Source organism: Nitrospirota bacterium (assembly GCA_040752355.1).
Classification (GTDB): domain Bacteria; phylum Nitrospirota; class Thermodesulfovibrionia; order Thermodesulfovibrionales; family Dissulfurispiraceae; genus JBFMCP01.
In genome coordinates this window covers 154265-177950 of record JBFMHE010000002.1, presented here as the reverse complement: position 1 = coordinate 177950, position 23686 = coordinate 154265, and the positions used below count along the sequence as shown (strand labels likewise).

Here is a 23686-nt window from a genome sequence, read left to right as displayed (position 1 = left end):
GATAACGCACTGCCGGCGCCTCGTATACATTATCGGGGATACGGCGGGAAAGCTTACTTCTTTTTCCGTTTCCCGGTCAACCGCAGGCCGCCCCCCCTCCGCAGGCGCCCGAGGGCCTTTCCTCTGCCGCCCGTCAACAATTATTGTGAGGGTCTGTAGTATAATTCAGGATGTGCTTCCACGGGAAAGATCATCACGGTGTCTGAGCAAACCCCTTTGATGAAGCAGTATTTCGGCATCAAGGAGCGCTATCCCGATGCCATCGTGCTCTTCCGGCTGGGCGACTTCTACGAGATGTTCGGCGAAGATGCGAGGACGGCTTCGCGTATCCTGCAGATAGCGCTCACGAGCAGGGACAAGGGCAAGGACGACCCCATGCCGATGTGCGGGGTGCCCTATTTCTCGGTCGATGCCTACCTCTCGAAGCTCGTCAAAGCAGGGTATAAGGTAGCCCTCTGCGAGCAGATGGAGGACCCCAAGGCAGCGAAAGGCATTGTCCAGCGGGACGTAGTCAGGGTTATCACCCCCGGCACCCATGTTCCGGACCAGCCGAAAGAAAATGCCTATATAATGAGTATTTATTCGTACCAGGGGAAGGCCGGGATCGCCCTCGCCGACCTCTCGACCGGCGAGTTCATGGTCTACGAGACGGACAAGCCGATCGACGACGAGGTCGGCCGCTACGAACCGAAAGAGCTGCTCTGTCCGCGGAGCGCGAAGGACAACCTCCACTACCAGGAGGCCTTCAGGGGGCTTTTCGTCTCCTATTACGACGACTGGCACTTCGATTACCCCGAGGCGTACAAAGCGCTGCTGACCTACTTCAAGGTCTCGTCCCTCGACGGGTACGGCTGCAGCGGGCTCACGACCGCGATCTCCGCCGCAGGCGCGTTGATCAAGTACCTCGAAGAGACCCAGAAGGTCCTCTCCTTTAAAAGGATAGTCGTCCTCAACCAGTCCTCCTGCATGTTCCTCGATGCTGCCACGAAGCGGAACCTCGAGCTTACGCACAACCTGCGCGACGGCTCGGTCGAGGGCTCACTGCTCTGGGTGCTCGACGAGACCCTTACGCCGATGGGGGGCCGCTTCATGAGGAACGCCGTCTCGACGCCGCTGCTCTCCCTCGAGGATATCCGGCAGCGGCAGGCTGCGGTCGAGGCCCTGATCGAGGAGTACGAGATCATGGAGGGCCTCCGGACGCTGCTCAGAAAGATACAGGATCTCGACCGCCTCACGGCCCGCATCATCGCCCGATCGGCGAGCCCGAGGGACGCGGCGGCGCTCAGGAGCTCCCTCGAGCCGCTGCCGGGCATCAGGAAGTATCTCACGGCATCGGCGAGTGCGTTGGTCAAAGAGGCGGGCAAGGCGATCGCCGATTTCGGAGAGCTGATAGAGCTCATCGCAGCGAGCCTGGTGGATAACCCTCCCCTCACCCCCCGCGACGGCGGCATCATCAGGAAGGGGTTCCACCCCGAGATCGACGAGCTCAGGCATATCTCGACGAGCGGCAAGGACATCATCGCCCGCCTCGAGACCGAGGAGCGGCAGCGGACCGGCATCACCTCGCTGAAGGTGGGCTTCAACAAGATATCCGGGTATTACATAGAGGTCACCAAGCCCAACCTGCATCTCGTGCCCGGGGACTATATAAGGAAGCAGACCCTGGCGAATTGCGAGCGCTTCATCACCCCTGACCTGAAGGAGTACGAGACGAAGGTGCTGGGCGCCGAAGACAAGCTCAAGGAGCTCGAGTATACGCTCTTCCAGACGATCCTCGAGCGCATCCACAAGTTCTCCGGCCAGCTGCTCCAGACCTCGGCCCGGATAGCGCTCGTCGACTTCCTGCTCTCTCTCGCGGTGGTCGCGAAGCGGTACGACTACGTCCGCCCGGCGGTCACCGAAGAATGCTCCCTCGAGATCGTCGACGGGCGCCACCCCGTCATCGAACGGCTCATCACCACCCAGGGCCTCGCCCCCCTCGACGAGAAGTTCATTCCGAACAGCGCGGTCATGGACTGCGAGGACAACCGCCTGCTCATCATCACGGGACCGAACATGGCGGGCAAGTCGACCTATATGCGCCAGGTCGCGCTCATCGTCCTCATGGCGCAGATGGGCTCCCTCGTCCCCGCGGCGAGCGCCGTCATCGGGCTGGCGGACAGGATATTCACGCGCATCGGGGCATCCGATTACATTACCAAGGGACAGAGCACCTTCATGGTCGAGATGATCGAGACGGCGAATATTCTCAACAATGCCACCGGCCGGAGCCTGGTGCTGCTCGACGAGGTCGGACGGGGGACCAGCACCTTCGACGGCATCAGCATCGCCTGGTCGGTCGCCGAGCATCTCGCGGGCAGCATCAAGGCGCGCACCCTCTTCGCGACGCACTACAACGAGCTGACCGACCTCGCGCTCACCATGGACGGCATCAGGAACTACAACGTGGTGGTAAAGGAGTGGGGAGACGAGGTCATCTTCCTGCGGAAGATCGAGAAGGGGCCCGCGGATAAAAGCTACGGGATACAGGTCGCCCGTCTCGCCGGGCTCCCCGAAACGGTCATCGAGAGGGCGAAAGTCGTCCTCGACAAGCTCGAGAAGAAGGAGGCGAAGGCGTTGGTGCCGCGCCACGCGCAGATGGACCTCTTTTTCAGCGGCGACCCGGTCACCCGCGAGCTCCTCGGCCTCGACCTCGATGCGCTCACACCACAGAAGGCCCTCAAGGTGCTCGCTGCACTGAAGAAAAAGGCCGAGGGGGCGCAATGATCATCGTCGGCCTCACCGGTAACTACGGGATGGGGAAGAGCACGGTAGCGCGCCTCTTCAGAGAGCTCGGCGCGTTCACGATCGACACGGATGCCGTCGTGGGCGAGCTGCTGGGGGAGCAGCCGGTCATCGATGCGGTTAAAAATGCCTTCGGCGAGGAGGTCGTGCGGGACAGCACTATCGACCGGCAGCGGCTGGCAGGCATCGTCTTCCAGTCCGCGCCGCTGAGAATAGCGCTCGAAAATATCCTCCACCCGAAGGTGTTCGATGCCGTGAAGGAGAAGATCGCCGCCCTCGGCTCCCGGGCGGATGTCGTGATCATAGAGGCGCCGGTGCTCTTCGAGCGGAGCTACCAGAGCAAGTTCGACCGGATAATCACCGTCTTCGCCGATGAGGAGACCACGTTGAAGCGGCTTCAGGAGAAAGGGGTATCCGAGGAGGAAGCGATGAGAAGGCTCTCGAGCCAGTTCCCGATCGAGATGAAGGCGAACAGGGCCGACTTCACCATAGACAACAGCGCCGGACTCGAGAGCACGAGGCAGCAGGTGCAGGCTATTTACCGCAAACTGCAGGCGCTCTCCAGGGGAAGCGCGGGACATCCATCCCTGCCCGGCTCGACGCCGTATGGAAATAATTAAGACCCTCGATCAGACACTGAGCTTCCCGAACCCCGTGGTGACCATCGGGAACTTCGACGGTGTCCATCGCGGCCACCAGAAGATATTCAGGCGCGTTGTCGAGAAGGCCCGGGAGATCGGCGGCACTCCCATCGCCATCACCTTCACCCCCCACCCGGTGCGCGTGCTGGCGCCGGAGCGCGGGCTGAAGCTCATCAATACCCTCGAGGACAAGCGGGAGCTCATTGCCCGCACCGGTATCGAGGCCCTCATCTGCATCAGCTTCGACCGCGAGTTCGCCCGTACCGAGCCTGACTCCTTCATACGGGACGTTCTCGTCGAGAAGCTCGGCGCATGCTGGGTCATCGTCGGCCACAGCTACTCGTTCGGCAAAGGCAAGAAGGGGACGACCGCCATGCTCCGGCTCCGCGGAAAGAAGTATGGATTCAAGGTCTCGGTCGTGCGCTATGCGACCGTGACCGGCGATGTCGTCAGCAGCAGCAGGATCCGGAGCCTGGTGCTGCGCGGCCGGGTGTGCGAGACGGCCCGGATGCTGGGCAGGGCTTACCACATCAACGGCACGGTCATTAAAGGCGCGGGCAGGGGCGGACCACTGCTCCATACCCCGACCGCCAACCTCCTCACCCCGAACGAGCTGATCCCGAAAGAGGGGGTATACGCGGTGCGCGTATCGCTCTCCGAACCTGCGGCAGGAGACTGCATGCCTGCAGGCGCCGGTACGCCGGTCCGGGTCTGCGACGGCGTCGCGAACATCGGCGCCAATCCCACCTTCGGCGACACCGGCATGAGCTGCGAGGTGCATCTCTTCGACTTCAACAGGAACCTGGTAGGGGAAGCGATACGGCTTCACTTCATCGACTGGATACGGGACGAAAGGAAGTTCTCCGGCGCCCGGGAGCTGGAGGAACACATAAAGAGAGATATCGAAACGAGCAGAGAAATCCTCGCCCGAAAGACGCCCCCCCTATATCTTTAGCGGATCGACGTCGACCGCCACCTTTATTCCTTTTACAGCCTGGAGCTTCCGGAGCAGCGCCGCTGCCGCACGGTGGAGGAATATCCTGCTCTGGGATCTCATGAGCAGCTGCCTGCAGTGGCGATAGCCCTTGACAGTGCAAGGGACCTCGACCGGGCCGAGCAGCTCGACCCCGTGCAGCGCTGCCGCGGCGATGCTCTCGTCCAGGGAGCCCTGCAACTGCGCCGGCGCCCCTTTGGTCATGATATTCATGAGCACGATTTTCGAGAAGGGGGGATACCCCAGCAGCTTCCGCTGCGAGAGCTCATGGGCATACAGGCCCTCGAAATCGTATGTCTTGAAGAGCTTCACCACCCCGCTCCCGGGCATCGAGGTTTGAATGAGAATAATGCCGTCGGGCTTTACCATCTGGCTTATCTGCACGATCTCCTGGAAGGCCCGCTCGTACGCCCTGAAGTCGGGCTGCGCCCAGAGGGAGTCCATGGTGAGGAACGCGGCAGCGCCGAAGGACTCTTCGGCAGCGCCCGAGTATTCGAGACGCTTTGCGTACGCGGTGCCGACGACGAGGGGCATCGTCCCTGCATCGAGCGCGAGGAGCTCGGGCCTGGGGGATGAGGCGGTGACCTCACCTGCTTCTGCCCTCTCGATTACCAGGGCCTCGGCCTCGAGGAGGCGCTCCACCTCCTCCTTTACCCGTTCGGTTCCTGCGCCGAATGGCTCGAGGGCAGCGGCGCCGCAGCGTTCGCACGTATCCGGCAGGGGGCTGCGGGAACCGCAGAGATGACAGTGGAGGATATTCCGGCGCTTGTGCACAACGAGAGAGGCGGCGCAGCGCTTGCACGAGGCGATATGGCCGCACTCCCTGCAGCGGAGGAGGGAGTAGCCCTTTCTGTTGATGAGGAAAAGCATGCGCCCGCCCGCGGCGATGCACCGCTTCGCCTCCCGGAGCGTTTCGCGGGAGAGTATGGCGCGTTCCGCCCCCCCCGGCCGCATGGTGATGATACGTATGCGTGGCCGGGCGAATGGCGTGCGTTCCGGCGAGCGCTCTCTCTCCTCTCCTGCAGCCCTGGTCCGCGTTCCGCTGCCGAGCAGCAGGTATTTGCCGGTGCGCGCATTGTTCATCGACTCGACCGAGGGGCAGAGCGACGAGAGCAGCACGGTGCTCCGCTCCATGAGCCCCCTCATAACGGCGACATCCCTTCCCTGGTAGCGCAATCCCTCCTCCGCCTTATACGCGGTATTATGTTCATCGAGGACAGCGATGAACGAGACGGTCTCGAGAGGGGCGAAGACGGCCGAGCGCGTGCCGAGTACGATATCCGATTCGCCGGAAAGAATCGACCGCACGGCTGCGCGCCGCCTCCCCGGGCTCAACTTGCTGTGGAGAACGCAGAGCCGCTCTCCCCCGAGCGGCCTCAGGGTCGCCTCGATGCGGGGAATGAGGCCTATCTCGGGAACGAGGACGATCATGCCGCGATGACCGCCCTTCATGCCGTCGATCAGATCGCCTAGGAAGCGGTATTCGTCGAAAAGGGAGGGCGCATGGAAGAGAAAGGCCTTGTAGCGGCTCTCCGACAGGGAGCTGAGCACCAGTTCTCTATACTCGTTATATCTCAGGGGGATGTGGTGCGGCGCAGCAGCAGGAGGGGCGCTCGCGGCAAGCTCCCGAGACGAGGCCCTGATCCTCCTCCGGCTGTTCTTCGTCTCATCGAGAGCAGCGACCGACTCCTCGAAGAAGCTGCTCTTCAACGCCGTGCCGAGGGGCATGAGGTAGTACCCGGAGAGCCACTTCAGAAAGGCGATCATCTGCTCGGAGACGACCCGCTGCGAAATCTGCCCGATCTCCTTGATCTCCTTGTGCCCGGGAAAATCCGGCTCGCCGGCGGGACCGATAATCACGCCCTGCGCGGGCTTGCCCATAAGCGGCGCGGTCACGAGGCGGCCCCTCAAGTCTGCAGGAACATCGGACGATACTTTATACGTGAGAGGAGGTAGTTTCAGAGGGAACGCCACATCGACATACATGCCTTTAAGCATAAAAAATATACGAGATTGAAAACAAGAGAAATAACCGGTTTGGTTGACAATACAGCGGAAAAATAGGTACTATTTCCATAGAAGACTAAGCTTTTGAGGAGAAAAAAGATGTTTGAGAAGTTTACCGAACGAGGTCGGAAGATAATCATATACGCCAAAGAGGAAGCGGAACGGCGGAGCAATGATTATCTCGGGACTGAGCATCTCCTTCTCGCGATTCTGAGAGAAGAAGACAGCATTCCCATCACGATCATCAAGAAGATGGGATTATCAATAGACGAAATCAAGTTCGAGATCGAGAAGAATCTCCCTATCGGCGGCAACCTCTTGACCTTCGGCGATATTCCGTTCACTCCGCGGGCCAAGAAGGTGCTCGAGCTGGCGATCGAGGAGGCGAGACTCCTCGGCCATAATTACATAGGAAGCGAGCACCTTCTCCTCGGCATTATCAGAGAAGACGAGGGGATCGCCGGAAAGATCATCAGGAACCTGGGCGCCAACCTGCTCGCCGCCCGGCAGTTGACGATCAACCTCGCGGTGAAGCCCCAGTTCCAGCAGGCGAGCCAGAAGGAGCGGAGGAAGACCAACACCCCTGCCCTCGATGAGTTCGGCAGGGATCTCACCATGCTCGCCGCCGAAGGCAAGCTCGATCCGGTCATCGGCAGAGAGGACGAGATAGAGCGCGTACTCCAGATACTCGGCAGGAGGATCAAGAACAATCCCGCCATCATCGGCGAGCCGGGAGTCGGAAAGACCGCCATCGTTGAAGGGTTGGCACAGAAGATCATCATGGGCGATGTTCCCGATATCCTTATCGGCAAGAGGATCATCTCGCTCGACCTGGGCGCACTCATTGCGGGAACCAAGTACCGCGGACAGTTCGAGGAGCGGCTCAAGGCGGTGATGAGGGAGATACTCCAGTCCGAGAACATCATCCTCTTCATCGACGAGTTCCATACGCTCATCGGCGCCGGCGCTGCCGAGGGGTCGGTCGATGCGTCGAACATGCTGAAGCCCGCCCTTTCACGGGGAGAGCTGCAGTGCATCGGCGCGACGACGCCCGACGAGTACCGCAAATATATCGAGAAAGACGGCGCGCTCGAGCGGAGATTCCAGCCTGTTCTCATCCAGCCGCCGACGGTAGAGACGGCGATGGATATCCTGAAGGGCCTGCGGCCCCGCTACGAGAACCACCACAAGGTGAAGATCAGCGACGAGTCGGTAGAGGCGGCGGTGAAGCTTTCCGACCGTTATATTACCGATAAGTTTCTTCCTGACAAGGCGATCGACGTAATCGACGAGACCGGGTCGCGGCTGAAGCTGAAGAGGTCGACCATGCCCCAGGAGCTGCGGGACATGGAGACCGAGCTGATCCAGCTCTCGAAAGAGAAGAGCCTGTATGTGCGGCTCCATGACATCGAGAAGGCGCAGACGATCAGGGCGCAGGAAGACAAGCTGAGGAAAACGTACGAACTGCAGTACAAGAAGTGGAAGGATACCCTGACCAAGGAGGTGCCGGTCGTCTCCGAGGAGGATGTCACCTACACGGTCTCGAAGATGACGGGCATCCCGCTCTACAAGCTCGAGGAGACCGAGTCCGAGAAGCTGCTCCAGATGGAGACCCTCCTGCACCAGAGGATCATCGGGCAGGACGAGGGCATCAGGGCCGTTGCCCGCGCTATCAGGAGATCGAGGTCGGGTCTGAAGGCCAAGAACCGGCCGATCGGGTCGTTCTTCTTCCTCGGCCCTACCGGCGTCGGGAAGACCGAGCTGGCGAAGGCGCTTGCCGGGTTCATGTTCAACGACGAGAACGCCCTGGTGAAGGTCGACATGTCGGAGTACATGGAGCGGTTCAACGTATCGCGGCTGACCGGCGCGCCTCCCGGCTATGTAGGCTATGAGGAGGGCGGCCAGCTGACCGAGAAAGTGCGCAAGCGCCCCTACTCGGTCATCCTCTTCGACGAGATCGAGAAGGCGCACCAGGATGTCTTCAACATGCTCCTCCAGATCCTCGACGAGGGCGTGCTCACCGACAGCTACGGCAGGAAGGTCGATTTCAGGAACACGATCATCATCATGACCTCGAACCTGGGCGCGCGGATCATCGAGAAGGCGACGCCGCTCGGCTTCTTCCGGTCCGCCTCGCAGTCCGAGGATGTCTACGGCAAGATCAAGGACAACGTGCTCTCGGAGCTGAAGAAGACCTTCAACCCCGAGTTCCTGAACAGGGTCGATGAGACGGTGGTCTTCCATCCGCTCGAGAAGGAGCATCTCCTCTCGGTGGTCGACCTGCTGCTCATCGAGACGAACAAGAAGCTCTCCGAGCATGCGCTCACCGTCGAGGTGACGCCCGAGGCGAAAGAGTGGCTGCTCGAGAAGTACTACCAGCCCGCGTACGGCGCGCGTCCGATGCGGAGGGCCATCTACCGGGAGATCGAGGACCCGCTCTCTGAGGAACTGATCAAGGGCAGGTTCAAGGATACCCATGTAGTCCGGGTAGTTCTCGAAGACAACAAGCTCCAGTTCAAGGGAGTCGAAGATACCATGCTGGTCACCGTCAACTGACGGCGCCTGCACTACCATTACCCAGCCCATCAGCCTGCCGGCAACGGCAGGCTGATTTTTTTTATCCTCCCTGCCCTATGGTATAATGAAGGCTCAATTCTTGAACGATCGAGGTATCCCCATGAGAAAAGGAATCATCTTACTCGCTATTCTCGTGACAGGAATCGCCGGCGTCCTGCTCCTGGTGACAAAGGAGGAGCCCCGGCAGCCGGTGACCGCCGCAAAAGGGCTGGAAGCGCCCCCCTTCGAGCTGGCCGATCTCGAAGGGAAAACCTGGAGGCTTGCCGACCTCAAGGGCAAGGTCGTGCTGCTCAACTTCTGGGCCACCTGGTGCGACACCTGCAAGCAGGAGAACCCCTCGCTCCAGGCGCTGATGAACGCGGAAAAGGAAAATGACCGGTTCGTGTTCCTCACCGTGCTCTACAAGGACACCCCTGCCAATGCAAAGGAGTATCTGAAGGCGAACGGCTTCACCTTCCCGGTGCTCATCGATACGAACAATGTGGGACGCGCTTACGGCCTCACCGGGGTACCCGAGACCTTTCTTATCGACAAGAGGGGCATCATTCAGGAGAAGGTCATAGGCCCCATGGAGTGGAATACCCCGGAGGTGCGGGCGGTCCTGGCAAAACTCGCCAACGAATAGATAATGAGGAGAAGGAAGCCGACGCCCCCCGAACACGCCCTGCTGGTGATCGGAGCCCTCTTTGCAGACGAGGAGGCGTACCTGGAGGCTGTGCCGCTCCTCGAGAAGACCTTCGGCGAGGTCATCATGGAGAGTCCGCTGATCCCGTGGGACTTCTCGAGCCACTACGAAGAAGAGCTCGGCTCGCCGATCTGCCGCAGATTTCTCTTCTTCAAAGACCTCATCGACCAGGGCGAGCTCTCCTCCGCCAAACTGAAGACCTGCGCAATCGAGAACACGATCTCCCTGAATGGCAAGCGCACCGTCAATCTCGATCCCGGCTATCTCACCGTCGCAAAGCTGGTGCTCGCCTCTACGAAGGATTACGCTCATCGGATCTATATAGGAAAGGGCGTTTTCGCCGAGGTGACGCTCGCCTACAACAAGAGCAAGCGCTGCTATCTCCCCCTGCCGAATACCTATAACGATTTCAAGGACAGGCGCTACACGAGACTCTTCGCGGTGGCGCGGGTGCTGCTCCGTTCGCTCCAATCGGAACAGAAGGCATCGTAACCCCGTCCTGCTATGCCGAAGATAAAGGGTTAGAGCATCACCAGCAGGCTCATCATGGCGATCGACCAGATGATATCCAGCGGGAGCTGGAGCTCGCAGCTCGAGTCGAAGAGCAGGTCCACCCGTGCGGGGAACTCCTCATCGGCAAGCCAGAGGATCAGGAAGGCGGGAACACGCGGCAGGGGAGAGAACCTGAAGGCCGCATCGCCATAGCCGGCCCGCTCGCCGCCGAAGCGGGCCCCTCTCTCGAGAAAGCCCTCACGGTCGGCGGCATACTTTTCCGCCACCTTCTCGAGGGGCAGCACGTGAGACCCCTGGAAGAAGAGCTGTCCGCCGGCGAGGTTCGTCGGCTTCACGAGCCGCCCGGTAAGGGCGATGTCCTTTGCGCTCACCAGGTACCAGGGAACCGAGAGCTTGAAGAAGTAGGCCAGCCTGGTCAGAAGCAGGCTGCTTTCAGGGGCGGCGCTGGTTATGCTCTTCTGCTTCGGGTCGAGGGTAAACTCCATACCGAGCGACCGGAGCGTATAGAGCCCGGTCTCGCCGTCGTAACCGGCCAGCGCATTGCGGCACACCTCGGCAGGGTCCTTACCGAGCAGAAGCTCCCACGCCTTTTCTTCCCCGGAGATTATCGTCTGTGCCATAATGGTATTATACTCCTAATCGGACGTCTGGATTACGGAGAGGACTTTATCGTGCAGGGAGCCGTCACCCGTCTTGCACTGTTGTGGACGAGAGGAAGCCGCCCTCTCCGAACCGTTTCGAGCGCGGTTATTCTGCGAGACGTATCGCACCCCGGATATCGTTCAATCTCCTTGGTTATTGCGCTCCCTAATGGTTGATTTTAAGGGGCGCTATACAGTAACCTAAATAATTGTGGGCATTTTGGAGAGGTGACCGAGAGGCCGAAGGTGCACGACTGGAAATCGTGTGTGGGGTCAAACTCACCCAGGGTTCGAATCCCTGCCTCTCCGCCAGAACAACCGTAACAGTGTTTTTCTACAGCCGGGGGCTGGCCCTGCGCAGCAGGCATGTGTGAATCCCGCCAGGTCCGGAAGGAAGCAACGGTAAGCATTCTGTCTGGGTGCCGCAGCAAGCCGGCCCCATAACCCCCACTGCAGCGAGCGCGGGGTGTTACAGGGCAAACGAGTGGCGCTGCAGACGCACTAAGCGCTGCTCGCCAGAGCGCCAGAGCAAGAGAACGCCGGTCGCCGGGTGTAGAAAAACAGGGTGCGGTTAACGCTGAGGAGCGGTGTAGAGAGGATGTATGGCTTATCTGGTTCTAGCGCGTAAGTGGAGACCCCGGACTTTCGACGACATGGTCGGGCAGGAACACGTCGCCCGCATACTGAAGAACGCCATCGGCGCCAATAAAGTAGCCCACGCCTATATCTTCTCGGGCCCCCGCGGCGTCGGCAAGACCTCCACGGCGCGCATCCTCTCGAAGGCCCTCAACTGCGAGCACGGCCCCACTCCCGAACCGTGCGGCGCCTGCGCCTCCTGCCTCTCCATAGCCGAAGGCTCGTCCATCGATGTCTCCGAGATCGACGGCGCCTCGAATACCGGCGTCGACAATATCCGCGATTTGAGGGAGCGCGTGCGCTATGCGCCTTCGGAAGGGAGATACAAGGTCTATATCATCGACGAGGCGCATATGCTCTCGACCTCGGCATTCAACGCGCTCTTGAAGACCCTCGAAGAGCCGCCGCCCCATGTCGTCTTCGTCCTCGCAACGACCGAGGCGAAGAAGATCCCGCCCACCGTCCTGTCGCGCTGCCAGCATCTGCCGTTCAGGAGGATATCGGGACAGAAGATAAAGGAACGGCTCAAATTCATCGCCGGCCAGGAGGGGATACGCGTCAGCAGCGCGGCCCTCGATATGGTCGCCCGCGCTGCAGACGGCAGCATGCGCGACTCGCTGACCATACTCGATCAGATCGTCTCTTTCTCCGACGACATCTCTGCCGAAGAGGTGAAAGACCTGCTCGGTATTACCGATGTGGAGACCCTTGCGCAGCTCACCGCATCCGTTGTCGGCGGCGACCGCAAGACGATCATTACCACGATCGCCGCCCTCGCTGCTACGGGAACCGACCTCAAGGCGTTTACCCGGGATCTCCTGCAGTTCGTCAGAAACCTCCTCATCGCGAAGGTGGTCGGCGCCACGGAGGACGTGCTCGAGCTGAGCGAGGAAGAGAACGCTGCGATCGATACCCTCACGGGCGCGACCACCGAAGAGCACATCGCCCTGCTGCTCTCCGAGCTGATCAAGGCGGAGCAGGGCATCAGGGGCGCCTTCTACCCCCGGGTCGCGCTTGAGATGACGCTCATTAAATTGAGCTTCCTGAGCCGCTTTACCGCTATCGATGAGGCGCTCAGCATGGTCCAGGGCAGTGGTCCGGGCATTTCCGGGGCTCAGCCCGGCGCCGATCAAACTGTTTCACGCCCCCGTCCTGCTGCGCAGAAGGAGCAGCCTGCAGAATCCCGTGGCCCGGTCCGGAGTGAAAAGAAGGCTGAAGAGACAACGACACCGGCAGCGGCCCCCGAGCAGCGTCCTGCAGTGAAACCGCTTGCGCTGCCTGAAGCCTGGAACCGGGCTGTCGAGATGATCGACGAGACGAACCACCCTCTCGCAAACAAGCTGCGCGACGGCAGCGCCGCCTTCAACGGCGACGGGATTACGCTCACCTATACGGGCGGCCTGGCAAAGGTCCATACCGAAGCGGTCGCCGAGAACATGCAGCTGATAAAGAGCATGATCGAAGCGGGCACGGGCAGGCCGGTTACCATTACGATCGAGACGGCAAAGGGAACGGGCGTGAGCAAGAAGGACCTCAAGGAGAAAGCGTTGCAGAACCCGATCGTCAAAGAGGCCCTCGAGCTCTTCGAGGGAAGAATTGTCGATGTAGTGCCGTTACCCAATAAAGGAGGAGAACATGTCTAAAAAGATGCTCGGCGATATAATGCGCGAGGCACAGAAGCTTCAGACCGAGATGCAGAAGATGCAGGAAGAGGCGAAGACCAGGACGGTCGAGGCGACCGCAGGCGGCGGCATGGTCACGGTCGTGGCGAACGGCGGCGGCGAGCTCGTCTCGATACGGATCGAGAAGGATGTGGTCAATCCCGACGACATCGATATGCTCCAGGACCTCATTCTCGCAGCAGCGAACGAGGCGCTCCGCAGGGCGCAGCAGATGGTGAACGAAGAGATGTCGAAGCTCACCATGGGGCTGCAGCTGCCGGGAATGGGCGGCCTCGGCAACCTCTTCGGAAAATGACAGCCGTAATCCGTAACGCGTAATGAGTAACGAGTAAAGGAGAGCGCAGCACTGTTCTCTCATCGCGCATTACGGATCGCCGATCACGAATCATGACACAGGGAATTATCGAAAATCTGGTAACACAGCTCTCGAAGCTTCCCGGCATCGGCCGGAAGAGCGCGCAGCGCCTCGCCTTCTTCATCCTCACCATGTCGCAGGAAGAGGCGAAGGGCATCGCCCGGGCTATTGCGGAAGTGAAGGACAAGGCGATGTTCTGCTCGGTCTGCTTCACGATCACCGACACCGACCCCTGCAGCGTATGCAGGGATGCAGCGCGCGACAGGAAGCGCGTCTGCGTCGTCGAGGAGCCCAGCAACGTGCTCGCGGTCGAGAGGACGCGGAGCTTCAACGGGACCTACCATGTGTTGCTGGGCGCCCTCTCCCCGCTCGACGGCATCACCCCGGACCGGCTGAAAATAGATGAATTGTTGAAACGTATCCCGTCGGAAGGCATCGAAGAGATCATTCTCGCCACGAACCCCAACACCAAGGGAGAGATGACGGCGCGGTATCTTACCGAAGCGGTAAGGCCGTTCGGCGTCAAGGTGACCAGGATCGCGTACGGCCTGCCGATCGGAAGCGATATAGAGTTCGCCGATGAAGTCACCCTCGCCAAAGCGCTCGAGGGAAGACGGGAGATGTAACGCTACTCTCTTCTGCTCTTTCTTCTGTCGAGCACCTCTGCGAGGAAGGGCAACAGGAGCGACCCGAAGGGCAGGAGGAAGACGATCAGCGCCGGAACCACCCGGGACAGCTTGAAGAGATGCATCTTGATCCTGAGCTTTTCGTCGAGCGTCCAGGGGAGCCCCGTGTTCCGGGGCTTCATGAGCAGCTGCATCAGACCTCTTGCTTCGAGGACCTCTTCGAGGATAAAGGCCCTGTTCTTGACGATCAGTCGCTTAATGTAACCGCTCAGCATCGGGGGCAGCGCATTCTGGAGCTGCGCAGCGCCTCCTCTCCCGGAAAGAGTGCCCCCCGGGCACTATTATATTACATACCCAGCGCTTCTTGCGTCATCGTTCTTGCCGCATCGAAGACCGCTGCCTTCCCCTCCTCGGTCCGGGCCTCGATATAAAAGCGCACCTTGGGCTCGGTGCCCGAGGGCCGGATCATCAGCCACGAGCCGTCGTCGAAGACGACCTTGGTGCCGTCAACGGTTATGACGTCCTTGACGGTCCTGGTCTTCCCGCCGATAACGGCAGCGGTCCCCTTCCGGTAGCGCTCCTGAATGACCGAAAGCTTCCTGAGCAGCGGCCCCCCTACCAGCGAGCGGTCGACGGTTATGCCGGAACGGTCGGGATAAAAGTGCCCGAACTCGTCCATCAGCTCCTTCAGATAGACGCTCAGGTTCTTGCGGGTGACCGCCATCATCTCGACGGCGAGCAGCAGGCCGAAGAGCGCATCCTTTTCGAGCGTATGGTTATACGCGGAGATGCCGTCCGACTCCTCGAAGGCGACGATCGCCCGTTCCGGCGCGCTGCGCAGCAGGTAGGGCCTGAAGTTCTTGAAGCCGACCCTGGTCTCCCGCACCGGGATGCCCAGGCGCTCCGCTATGGCGTTGACGAAGTTGCTGGTGCCCACCGATTTCGCCACCACGCCCGTGATGCCCTTGTGCACATGGAGAAAATGCAGGGCCATGGCGCCGAAGTAGTTCATCGGTATCTGCATGACGCCGTCGCTGTAGCGGATGCGGTCGCCGTCAGGGTCCATGATCACCCCCAGGTTCAGCCGCGTCTCGCTCCTCCGGAGGAGCCGGTCCACGGTCTCCATATTCTTTTCGGAGGGTTCGGGAGCGACGCCGCCGAAGAGGACATCGTCTTCGGTCCTCAGGTACTGCATGCTCGTGCTCATGCCGAGGATCCGCTCCATGCGCCCCCGTGTGGCCCCATGCACATTGTCGACATAGAGAGAACAGTCGGCGCTGTTGATGAAGGCCCTGATCTTCTCGAGGTCGAGCGTCTTCCGCTCGGTGAGGTACGCGATATAGCGCTCCGTCAGGTCGATGCGCTCGACCGACGCGCTATCGACCCGCACCTGCTCCGGCACGGCGCCGTCGCGCATCATCCGGTTGGCGTTCTCTTCTATTCTGGCGGTGAGCTCCGTACCGGCGGGACCGCCGTCCGAGGGATTGAACTTGAAGCCCGCATAGTTGGCAGGGTTGTGCGAGGGGGTGAGATTGACCGAGCAGGCGGCGTTGAGCATCTCGATGCCTGCGGAAAACTCGGGCGTCGTCGCCTCTCCGGCATACCAGGTCCTGATACCCTCTCCCTGCAGCAGGCCGAGCACCTCCATCGCGAACTCCCGGCCGAGGAACCGGTTGTCATGCCCGACGATAATGCCCCGCCGCTTAATCTCGTCGAAATCCGCAACGCCCATCGCCTGCATCACCGCGGCATCGCCGCTCTTGAGCATCTCGATGATCGCCGCAGTGACGATACGCACATTCGTGAAGGTGTAGTCGGTCCCGATCTCTCCCCGCCATCCCGAGGTGCCGAAGACGACCGGCGCCGGTGAGGTGTTTTCTCGTGCGAACCGCTCGATGACCGGCAGCAAGCCTCCATGCTGCGATGCGTCGGAGAGGATCTTCTTCCAGCAGTCAGCCGCAGTCCCACAGGTCTGAGCCATTTCTCCTCCTGATACGGTTTTTCATCTGTAATTGTAGCACAGAATCATTCATGCTTCGAGCCAAAAAACGGAAGCGCATCGCCTGCATCACCATCTCCTCCCCTGTGGTATGATAAGGTTAGTGACTTTTGCCCCTTAATAGGAGGAGCTCCCGCCGATGAAATACCTTTCCCTTCCGCTCCTCATCGTTCTCCTCGGACTCACTGCGCCCGCAGCTGCCGAGCAGCCTCCCGCCGCCATCATCGAGCAGACGGTCACCTATACGGTCGTCAAAGGAGACACCCTCATGCGCATCGGTGCCAGGCTCGGGGTCGATTGGAAGCGGCTCGCGAGGGAAAACAGCATCGATCCCCGCAAGCCTCTCAAACCGGGAGTAGTGCTGAAGACATCGATCAGGAGGATCGTACCCAGAACGATCGAGAACGGCATCATCATCAACATCCCCGAAAAGATGCTCTACTTCTTCAAGGACGGCGCCCTTGCCGGGGTATTCCCGGTAGGACTCGGCATGCCTTTCTGGAACGGCATGACGAGGTGGAGGACGCCGGTGGGGCCGTTCAAAGTAATCTGCAAGGAAAAGAACCCCACCTGGTACGTCCCCGAATCCATGCAGCTGAAGATGGATATGGAGGGGAAAGAGGTGAAGACGGTGGTGCCGCCGGGACCCGACAACCCCCTGGGCCGCTACAAGATCAAGACATCGATCCCGGGTATCGTCATCCACGAGACGATCTGGCCCTCGTCGGTCTACCAGTTCATGAGCCACGGCTGCATAAGAATGCTGCCCGAACATATGGAAAAATTTTTCCCGGAGGTTGAGATAACTGCCCGCGGTGAGGTAATCTATGACCCGGTGAAGCTGGCCCGCTCGGCCGATGGGCGGATCTTTCTCGAAGTGCACCGTGATGTCTACGGGAGAGTGCCCGGCATGAAGGCAGCGGCGCGGCGGCTCATCGAGGAGTCGGGCGCTGCCGGCCGGGTGGACTGGAATGCGGTGGACCGGCTGCTCCACGAAAAGTCGGGCGTTGCGGAGGACATCACCGGGTGGTCTCGAGGAGAAATTTTTTAAAGGCCCTTGCAGCGGGTATCGTCTGGTACCCCTTCCGTGATGTCGTTGCTTCGCTCCCTCCCGAACGCTCCCTCTCCCTGTACAACATTCACACCGGCGAGCATATCGCGATTACCTATTACGCATCCGGCTCCTACGACTATGCCGCCCTTACCGCCATCGACCGGTTCCTCCGTTGCCATTATACCGACGAGATCATGCCCATCGATACGCGGCTCCTCGACCTGCTCGGCGCTGTCGTCGACCGCGCGGGCGCAAAGGGCCCGGTCCAGATCATCTCGGGCTATCGCTCGCCGAAATATAACGACTACCTGCGGAGCATCGGCAGGAAGGTGAGCAAGAACAGCCTCCATCTCCAGGGCATCGCCATCGATTTCACGCTCCCGGGCATCGGCAACCGCGAGCTCTTCAGCGTCGCACGGTCATTCGCTGCGGGCGGCGTCGGCTACTATCCCGAATTCGTCCATATCGATACCGGCCGCGTCCGGTACTGGTAGGAACGGGCGAAAAGCCGGGAAAAACGAAAGCGATCGGGTCAGCTCCGCGAATTGCAGGCCCTGATCCTCTCAGCCCATGCAGCCGCCTTGCGCAGCAACTCCTGTTCATCGCCGGTCTGGAGCGCGCCGTTGCTGACGACACGGGCGCCGTTGACGAAGACGGTCTCGACATCGGATGCTTTGGCAGCGTAGGCCAGGTGGGAATAGATATCGTAGAGCGGCGTGAGGTGGGGCTTTCTCAGATCGAGGGTGATGAGGTCCGCCCGCTTGCCCCTCTCGATGCTCCCGATGCGGTCAGCGAGGTGGAGCGCTTCAGCGCCCCAGCGCGTCGCCATGAGGAGCGCCGTCTTCGCGTCGAGCACCGTGGGGTCCTTGGCAAGGGCTTTGTGCACCTTTGCAGCCACCGAGAGCTCGCCGAAGATATCGAGGGTATTGTTGCTCGCAGCGCCGTCGGTGCCGAAGGTCACGGGTATCCCGGCGCGCAGCATCTCCGGGACCGGTGCAAAGCCCGAGGCGAGCTTCAGATTGCTCTCGATGCAGTGCGAGACGCCGACGCGCTTCCGGGCGAGCAGGGCGATCTCCTGCTCATCGAGCCACACACAGTGGGCGGCAAGCAGCCGCTCGTCGAGAAGGCCGAGGGCATCGAGATGTTCGGCCGGCCGCTTTCCGAACCGCGACTGCAGCTCACCCACCTCCCACGCCGTCTCGGAAAGATGCGTCGTTACGAGCACGTCCCGTTCATCCGCAAGCGCCTTCACCCGCCGGAGTGTCTCGGGGCCGCAGGCATAGGCCGAATGCGGGGCGATGCACGGGGTGATCAGCTCGTCTCCCTTCCACGCATCGATGAACCGCGCGGCATTGCCCAGGTATTCATCGGCGGTCGCCGCCGTCATGGTCGGGAAATCGACGATCCCGACGCCGAGCACCGCCCTCATACCGAGCCGCCTGGTGCTCTGCGCCGCGCTGTCGCCGAAGAAGTACATGTCGTTATAGGTGGTGATGCCGGCCTTGAGCATCTCGAGGCAGGCGAGCTCCACCGCATCGCCGACGAAGCCGGCGCTGAGCCATTTTCCCTCGGCAGGCCATATATGCCCTTCGAGCCACTCCTTCAGGGGGAGATCGTCCGCCAGCCCCCTGAAATAGACCATCGCCGCATGCGTATGGGTATTGACGAGCCCGGGCATCACCACCCTCCCCTCGCCCGCCACGATATGCCGGGCATCATACTTCTTCATTACGGCGTCGCGGGCATCGACCGCGAGGACCGTCGTACCACCGACCGCCACAGCGCCATCCCTGAGCACGCTCAGACGCTCATCCATAGTCACCACATAATCGCCGCAGATGATATAATCAGCCTTCTCCATGAATCCTCCCCATGAGCCTCTTCAGATAAAAAATCGAAAAGAAAAATTAAAAATTGCGGAGCTCCTTATTTTTTGATTTTTCTCTTTAAGAGCCCCTAACAGCCCCTAACAGAATGAATGAGCTTGGAGTCGAACGAGGCATAGTACATGAGCGGCACGGGCAGTCCTGGCGTAATCCCCGCCCGAATCCCCTTCCTCATTCAGTGAGACGCTCTTACTTTTACTCTTTACCGTATCACGATATCACGGCGACGAGGGTAACAATGAAGACAGTGATGCTGATGTAGCCGTTCATATTGAAGAACGCCATGTCGAGCCTGCTCAGGTCATCCGCCTTCACCAGGGAGTGCTCATAGACCAGCAGTCCTGCGACGATGAGCATGCCGGCCCAGTAGGCAGGGCCGAGATCGAAGAGCGCCCCGGTCAGAGCAAGGAGCGACCAGGTGACCGCGTGGAATACCCTCGCCAGGAGCAGGGTGGCGGCAACGCCGAACCGCTGGGGGATCGAATGGAGCCCGTAGGCGCGGTCGAACTCCATGTCCTGGAGCGCATAAAGGATATCGAAACCGGCGAGCCAGAAGACGACGCCGAGGCTGAGCGGCAGGATCTCGGCATCGAAGGTCCCCCGCACCGCGACCCATGCGCCGAGAGGCGCTGCAGAGATGGCAATGCCCAGCACAAAATGGGCGAGCCAGGTAAACCGTTTGGTGTACGAATAGAGCACAAGGACCGCGATAGCGAGCGGCGAGAGCTTCAGGCAGAGGTCGTTGAGCTTATACGCAGCGAGGAGCATGATGCCGAACGAGATGAGGGTGAAGACCGCCGCCTCACCGGCGCGTATCTTCCCCGAAGGGATCTCCCTGCCCGCTGTCCTCGGGTTCTGCGCGTCGATCCTCCGGTCGATGATCCTGTTCAGCCCCATGGCGCCCGAACGGGCGCCGACCATGGCGACAGTGATCCAGAAGAGTGCTCCCGCTGCCGGGATTCCGGCTGCGGCGAGGAGCGCCCCGGTAAAGGCGAAGGGGAGCGCGAAGACCGAGTGGGAGAATTTTATCATCCGCAGGTAGAGGAGGGCCTTATTTTTGACCATTTCCATAACTTTTATGATACCATATGGTTCTATTCGGCCGGCAGCGGCCTCTCTTCCTCTCGGGGGAGGCCGGCCCGAATGCAGGGCGGCCCCGTTTCGTTTTGAACAAGTATTTCAGCAGGTTGCTCTTCACTGTATCAATGGCGTTTTCTTGACAAAGCGTAAAAACTATGTTAAGAAATTCTCAAATTCGTTTTCCAAAGCTACATAAGGAGGCTGGCATGAATCCGGAGGATCTCAAGTATCACAAAGAGCACACGTGGGTAAAAGTATCGGGCAAAAAGGCGACGATTGGGATTACCGATTACGCCCAGGATGCGCTTGGCGACATTGTCTACATAGACCTTCCTGAAGTCGAGTCCGCGGTGGATGCGAATACCGAGATAGCGGAGATCGAGTCCACCAAGGCCACCTCCGCAGTCATCGCGCCGGTCAGCGGGACCATAGTCGAGGTCAACGAAAAGCTGAGCGATTCCCCGGAAGTCATCAATGAGGATCCTTACGGAAAAGGATGGATCGCCATTATCGAGATGGACGACAAGTCCGAGCTCGACGACCTCCTCGATATCGGTGACTACGAGCGCTACATAGAAGAGGAAGCAAAATGAAGCTGGTCATCCTCGGTGCAGGTCCGGGCGGCTACGTCGCCGCGCTGAAGGCCGCGCAGCTCGGCGCAGAGGTCACGGTGATCGAGAGCGACGAGGTCGGCGGCACCTGCCTGAACTGGGGCTGCATCCCGACCAAGGCGCTCGTCGCATCGGCAGAGGCGCTGCACACGGCGAGACGCCTCGAGGACTACGGCATCGCGGTGGCGGGGTCGATCGCTCCGGATATCGCCAGGATAATGGAGCGGAAGAACAAGATCGTCGCCACGCAGGTGAAAGGTATCCGCTCGCTCTTCAAGAGCTGGGGCGTTACGCTGGTGGAAGGAAAGGGCGTGCTGCTCACGCCGGAAAAGGTCGAAGTGATGAGAAGGGACGGCTCCGTCGAGATCATCCCTGCCGACACGATCATCATCGCCACCGGCTCCCGGCCCGCTCAGCTGCCGCAGTTCCCCATAGACGGAGGGCATATCCTCTCGAGTGACCACGCTGTATCGCTCGCCGCCATCCCGAAGAGCATGATCATTGTCGGCGCCGGCGTCATCGGCTGCGAGTTCGCCTTCATCTTCAGGGAGCTCGGCGCCGAGATCACCATGCTCGAAGCCATGCCGCGCCCCCTTCCCTCCGAAGACCACGAGATAGGGGAGATGCTGGAACGCGAATTGAAGAAGAAAAAGATCGCGCTCTTTACCGGGATTACGGTGACAGGGGTCAGGGGAGCGCACGACGGCATCCATGTCGCTCTCCAAGACGGCAGGGAGCTGGTCGCCGAAAAGATGCTCGTCTCTGTCGGGAGGGCCTTCAACACGGAGAATATAGGACTCGAGGCGGTGGGGATCAAGAAGGGACCGCGGGGCGAAATCCTCGTCAACGAGAGAATGGAGACGAACATCGGCGGCATTTACGCCATAGGCGATGTCACCGGCGGCATGCTCCTCGCCCATGTCGCGTCGCGGCAGGGCATCGTGGCAGCGCACAACGCGTGCGGCAAAGAGGTGAGCATGGACTATTCCGCGGTGCCTGCAGGCATATTCACCTCCCCCGAGATCGGGTCGGTCGGCCTCCGGGAGCATCAGGCAGCGGAGAAAGGCATGAAGGTCGCCATAGGCCGCTTCCCGTACCGGGCGCTCGGCAAGGCGCATGCAGCGGGAGAGATAACCGGGATGGTCAAGATCATCGCCGATGCCGCGACCGACCGGGTCCTCGGCGTCCATATCATCGGCGCCCATGCAGCCGACCTCGTCCATGAAGGAGCGCTGGCAGTCAAGGCGGGGATGACGGCCAGGGAGCTTGCATCGATGATCCATGCCCACCCGACCCTCGCCGAAGCGGTCATGGAAGCGGCCGAGGATCTGCACGGCGGGGCGATCCATGTCCCGAAGAAGAGCAAAGAATAACGAGCTCTGGCAGCGAATCACTCCCTGCTTTTGATTTCACAGCATCGATCGCATTGCTGTCTTGCCGTATCGCATTCTTTTTACGTACTGAATGACGAAGCACGATACTACTGCTCATAAGGAGAGAGGAACATGGGAGACATTCTGGACATCTATGCAGCCGAAGTCATTGACTCGAGGGGAAACCCGACGGTGGAGGTCGAGGTGCTGCTCGACAGCGGCGCTCTCGGGAGGGCGATCGTCCCCTCCGGCGCCTCGACCGGCGCGCGCGAAGCGCTCGAGCTGCGGGACGGCGACAGGAAGCGGTTCCACGGCAAGGGCGTGCTGGCAGCGGTAAGAAACGTGAGAGAGAAGATCGCCCCGCAGCTCAGGGGCATGGCCTCCGAGGAGCAGGCGCTCATCGACGAGACGATGATAGACCTCGACGGCACGGAGAACAAGAGCAAGCTCGGCGCCAATGCCATTCTCGGCGTCTCGATGGCGGTCTGTCACGCCTCGGCGAACGAGATGGGGCTTCCGCTCTACCGCTACATCGGCGGCTGCAATGCCAAGGAGCTCCCGGTCCCGCTCATGAATATCATGAACGGCGGCGCCCATGCCGACAACAACCTCGATATCCAGGAGTTCATGATCATGCCCGCCGGGTTTCCGCACTTCGCCTCCGCCCTGCGCGCCGGCGCCGAGATCTTCCAGACGCTGAAGTCCCTGCTCAAGAAGAAAGGATTGAACACCGCGGTGGGCGACGAGGGCGGCTTTGCCCCCACTCTCCAGACCAACGAGGAGGCGCTTTCGATCATCATGCAGGCGATCAAGGAGAGCGGCTATGCGCCGGGCAAGAATGTGTTTCTCGCGCTCGATGTCGCCTCTTCGGAATTCTACGATAAAGGGAAATATACCTTCGAGGGGAAGAAGATCAGCCCCGCCGATCTCGTCGGCTATTATGAAAAGCTGGTGGATAAATACCCCATCCTCTCCATCGAAGACGGCGCTGCCGAGAATGACTGGAAGGGTTGGGAGCTGCTGACGCAGCGCCTCGCCAAGCGGGTACAGCTCGTTGGCGACGATCTCTTCGTCACGAACACGAAGATCCTGAAGGAAGGCATCGAGAAGGGCATCGCCAATTCGATCCTCATCAAGCTGAACCAGATCGGTACGATGACCGAGACCCTCGACGCCATAGAAATGGCGAAGCGGGCCAGGTACACCGCGGTGATCTCACACCGGTCGGGCGAGACCGAGGATACGACGATCGCCGATCTCGCCGTCGCCTGCAATGCTGGCTTCATCAAGACCGGCTCCCTTTCCCGAAGCGAGCGCATAGCGAAGTACAACAGGCTGCTGCGCATCGAGGAGGAGCTGGGTGCATCGGCGGTCTTCAGGGGCAGAGAGGCCTTCTACAACCTGGCGTAACCGTGTCGAGGAAAGCAGGGGACCGGGGGAGTCTTTTTTCATCAAGAGTGATTAGACGTTTTTTTCTCTTGCAGAGGTGAAACAGAATATACGTCCTCTCTCACGAGCAGAGGTGGGGGGCGCAGCGTGCAG

At 60.5% G+C, this 23686-nt stretch carries 20 protein-coding genes, 1 tRNA gene and 1 other RNA gene; 16 read left to right on the top strand and 6 right to left on the bottom strand.

Features of this window, described 5'->3' with window-relative positions; translation table 11 throughout:
• The first annotated feature begins 198 nt into the window (after positions 1–198).
• From mutS to AB1805_02770, 3 genes are read left to right on the top strand one after another with little or no spacing between them, the layout of a single operon-like run.
• Positions 199–2766 carry a DNA mismatch repair protein MutS gene (gene mutS / locus AB1805_02780; protein ID MEW5744356.1) on the top strand — a complete coding sequence of 856 codons (2568 nt, stop codon included), beginning with the start codon at positions 199–201 and terminating at the stop codon, positions 2764–2766.
• On the top strand, positions 2763–3404 hold the full coding sequence (coaE, locus tag AB1805_02775; protein MEW5744355.1) for a dephospho-CoA kinase: 642 nt from the start codon (positions 2763–2765) through the stop codon (positions 3402–3404). Before mutS ends, coaE begins: the two co-directional genes overlap by 4 nt.
• Positions 3391–4380 (top strand): bifunctional riboflavin kinase/FAD synthetase, encoded by a 990-nt coding sequence (locus tag AB1805_02770; protein MEW5744354.1) that lies wholly within the window; start codon positions 3391–3393, stop codon positions 4378–4380. The genes coaE and AB1805_02770 overlap by 14 nt, the downstream gene beginning before the upstream one ends.
• Here AB1805_02770 and priA read toward each other — a convergent pair.
• Complete coding sequence (priA, locus tag AB1805_02765; GenBank protein ID MEW5744353.1) at positions 4369–6417, bottom strand: primosomal protein N'; 2049 nt, start codon at positions 6415–6417, stop codon at positions 4369–4371. The genes AB1805_02770 and priA overlap by 12 nt on opposite strands.
• A 108-nt stretch (positions 6418–6525) precedes the next feature.
• Between priA and AB1805_02760 the strand changes: the two genes are divergently transcribed.
• The 3 genes from AB1805_02760 (at position 6526) to AB1805_02750 (ending at position 10180) form a co-directional block, all read left to right on the top strand.
• Complete coding sequence (locus AB1805_02760) at positions 6526–8982, top strand: ATP-dependent Clp protease ATP-binding subunit (protein ID MEW5744352.1); 2457 nt, start codon at positions 6526–6528, stop codon at positions 8980–8982.
• 121 nt (positions 8983–9103) lie between these two features.
• Entirely contained in the window at positions 9104–9628 is a 525-nt protein-coding gene (locus AB1805_02755) for a TlpA disulfide reductase family protein (GenBank protein ID MEW5744351.1), read from the top strand.
• 3 nt (positions 9629–9631) lie between these two features.
• Positions 9632–10180, top strand: a complete 549-nt coding sequence (locus AB1805_02750) for a DUF4416 family protein (GenBank protein MEW5744350.1) — start codon at positions 9632–9634, stop codon at positions 10178–10180.
• 29 nt (positions 10181–10209) lie between these two features.
• On the opposite strand, the gene AB1805_02745 is transcribed toward AB1805_02750, so the two are convergent.
• Complete coding sequence (locus AB1805_02745) at positions 10210–10821, bottom strand: DUF3786 domain-containing protein (protein ID MEW5744349.1); 612 nt, start codon at positions 10819–10821, stop codon at positions 10210–10212.
• A gap of 243 nt (positions 10822–11064) precedes the next feature.
• Between AB1805_02745 and AB1805_02740 the strand changes: the two genes are divergently transcribed.
• The 5 genes from AB1805_02740 to recR all read left to right on the top strand — a co-directional run bounded on the left by AB1805_02740 (position 11065) and on the right by recR (position 14141).
• A tRNA-Ser gene (locus tag AB1805_02740) sits at positions 11065–11154 on the top strand.
• Positions 11155–11186: 32 nt separating this feature from the next.
• An RNA gene (ffs, locus tag AB1805_02735) (signal recognition particle sRNA small type) lies at positions 11187–11284 on the top strand.
• A 160-nt stretch (positions 11285–11444) separates the two neighbouring features.
• Positions 11445–13121, top strand: coding sequence for a DNA polymerase III subunit gamma/tau (gene dnaX / locus AB1805_02730; GenBank protein ID MEW5744348.1), 1677 nt, complete (start codon positions 11445–11447; stop codon positions 13119–13121).
• Complete coding sequence (locus AB1805_02725; GenBank protein ID MEW5744347.1) at positions 13114–13455, top strand: YbaB/EbfC family nucleoid-associated protein; 342 nt, start codon at positions 13114–13116, stop codon at positions 13453–13455. The genes dnaX and AB1805_02725 overlap by 8 nt, the downstream gene beginning before the upstream one ends.
• Before the next feature lie 92 nt (positions 13456–13547).
• Entirely contained in the window at positions 13548–14141 is a 594-nt protein-coding gene (recR, locus tag AB1805_02720; protein MEW5744346.1) for a recombination mediator RecR, read from the top strand.
• Between the two features lie 2 nt (positions 14142–14143).
• On the opposite strand, the gene AB1805_02715 is transcribed toward recR, so the two are convergent.
• Complete coding sequence (locus tag AB1805_02715) at positions 14144–14416, bottom strand: hypothetical protein (protein ID MEW5744345.1); 273 nt, start codon at positions 14414–14416, stop codon at positions 14144–14146.
• Positions 14417–14487: 71 nt separating this feature from the next.
• Positions 14488–16122, bottom strand: coding sequence for a phosphomannomutase (locus AB1805_02710; protein MEW5744344.1), 1635 nt, complete (start codon positions 16120–16122; stop codon positions 14488–14490).
• 157 nt (positions 16123–16279) lie between these two features.
• Here AB1805_02710 and AB1805_02705 point away from each other — a divergent pair, with 157 nt between their 5' ends.
• Positions 16280–17191 carry a L,D-transpeptidase family protein gene (locus tag AB1805_02705; GenBank protein MEW5744343.1) on the top strand — a complete coding sequence of 304 codons (912 nt, stop codon included), beginning with the start codon at positions 16280–16282 and terminating at the stop codon, positions 17189–17191.
• Positions 17167–17688 (top strand): DUF882 domain-containing protein, encoded by a 522-nt coding sequence (locus AB1805_02700; GenBank protein MEW5744342.1) that lies wholly within the window; start codon positions 17167–17169, stop codon positions 17686–17688. The genes AB1805_02705 and AB1805_02700 overlap by 25 nt, the downstream gene beginning before the upstream one ends.
• A 38-nt stretch (positions 17689–17726) precedes the next feature.
• Here AB1805_02700 and AB1805_02695 read toward each other — a convergent pair whose 3' ends face one another.
• Positions 17727–19055, bottom strand: coding sequence for an amidohydrolase family protein (locus tag AB1805_02695; protein MEW5744341.1), 1329 nt, complete (start codon positions 19053–19055; stop codon positions 17727–17729).
• A 235-nt stretch (positions 19056–19290) separates the two neighbouring features.
• Entirely contained in the window at positions 19291–20145 is an 855-nt protein-coding gene (locus tag AB1805_02690; GenBank protein MEW5744340.1) for a UbiA-like polyprenyltransferase, read from the bottom strand.
• A gap of 221 nt (positions 20146–20366) precedes the next feature.
• On the opposite strand from AB1805_02690, the gene gcvH reads away from it, so the two are divergent.
• The 3 genes from gcvH (at position 20367) to eno (ending at position 23554) form a co-directional block, all read left to right on the top strand.
• Complete coding sequence (gene gcvH / locus AB1805_02685; GenBank protein ID MEW5744339.1) at positions 20367–20753, top strand: glycine cleavage system protein GcvH; 387 nt, start codon at positions 20367–20369, stop codon at positions 20751–20753.
• The gene (gene lpdA / locus AB1805_02680; GenBank protein ID MEW5744338.1) at positions 20750–22144 is read left to right on the top strand and encodes a dihydrolipoyl dehydrogenase; all 1395 of its coding nucleotides are present in this window, start codon (positions 20750–20752) and stop codon (positions 22142–22144) included. Before gcvH ends, lpdA begins: the two co-directional genes overlap by 4 nt.
• Positions 22145–22276: 132 nt before the next feature.
• A complete protein-coding gene (gene eno / locus AB1805_02675) occupies positions 22277–23554 on the top strand; it encodes a phosphopyruvate hydratase (GenBank protein ID MEW5744337.1) in 1278 nt (425 codons plus the stop codon).
• The last annotated feature ends 132 nt before the right edge of the window (positions 23555–23686 follow it).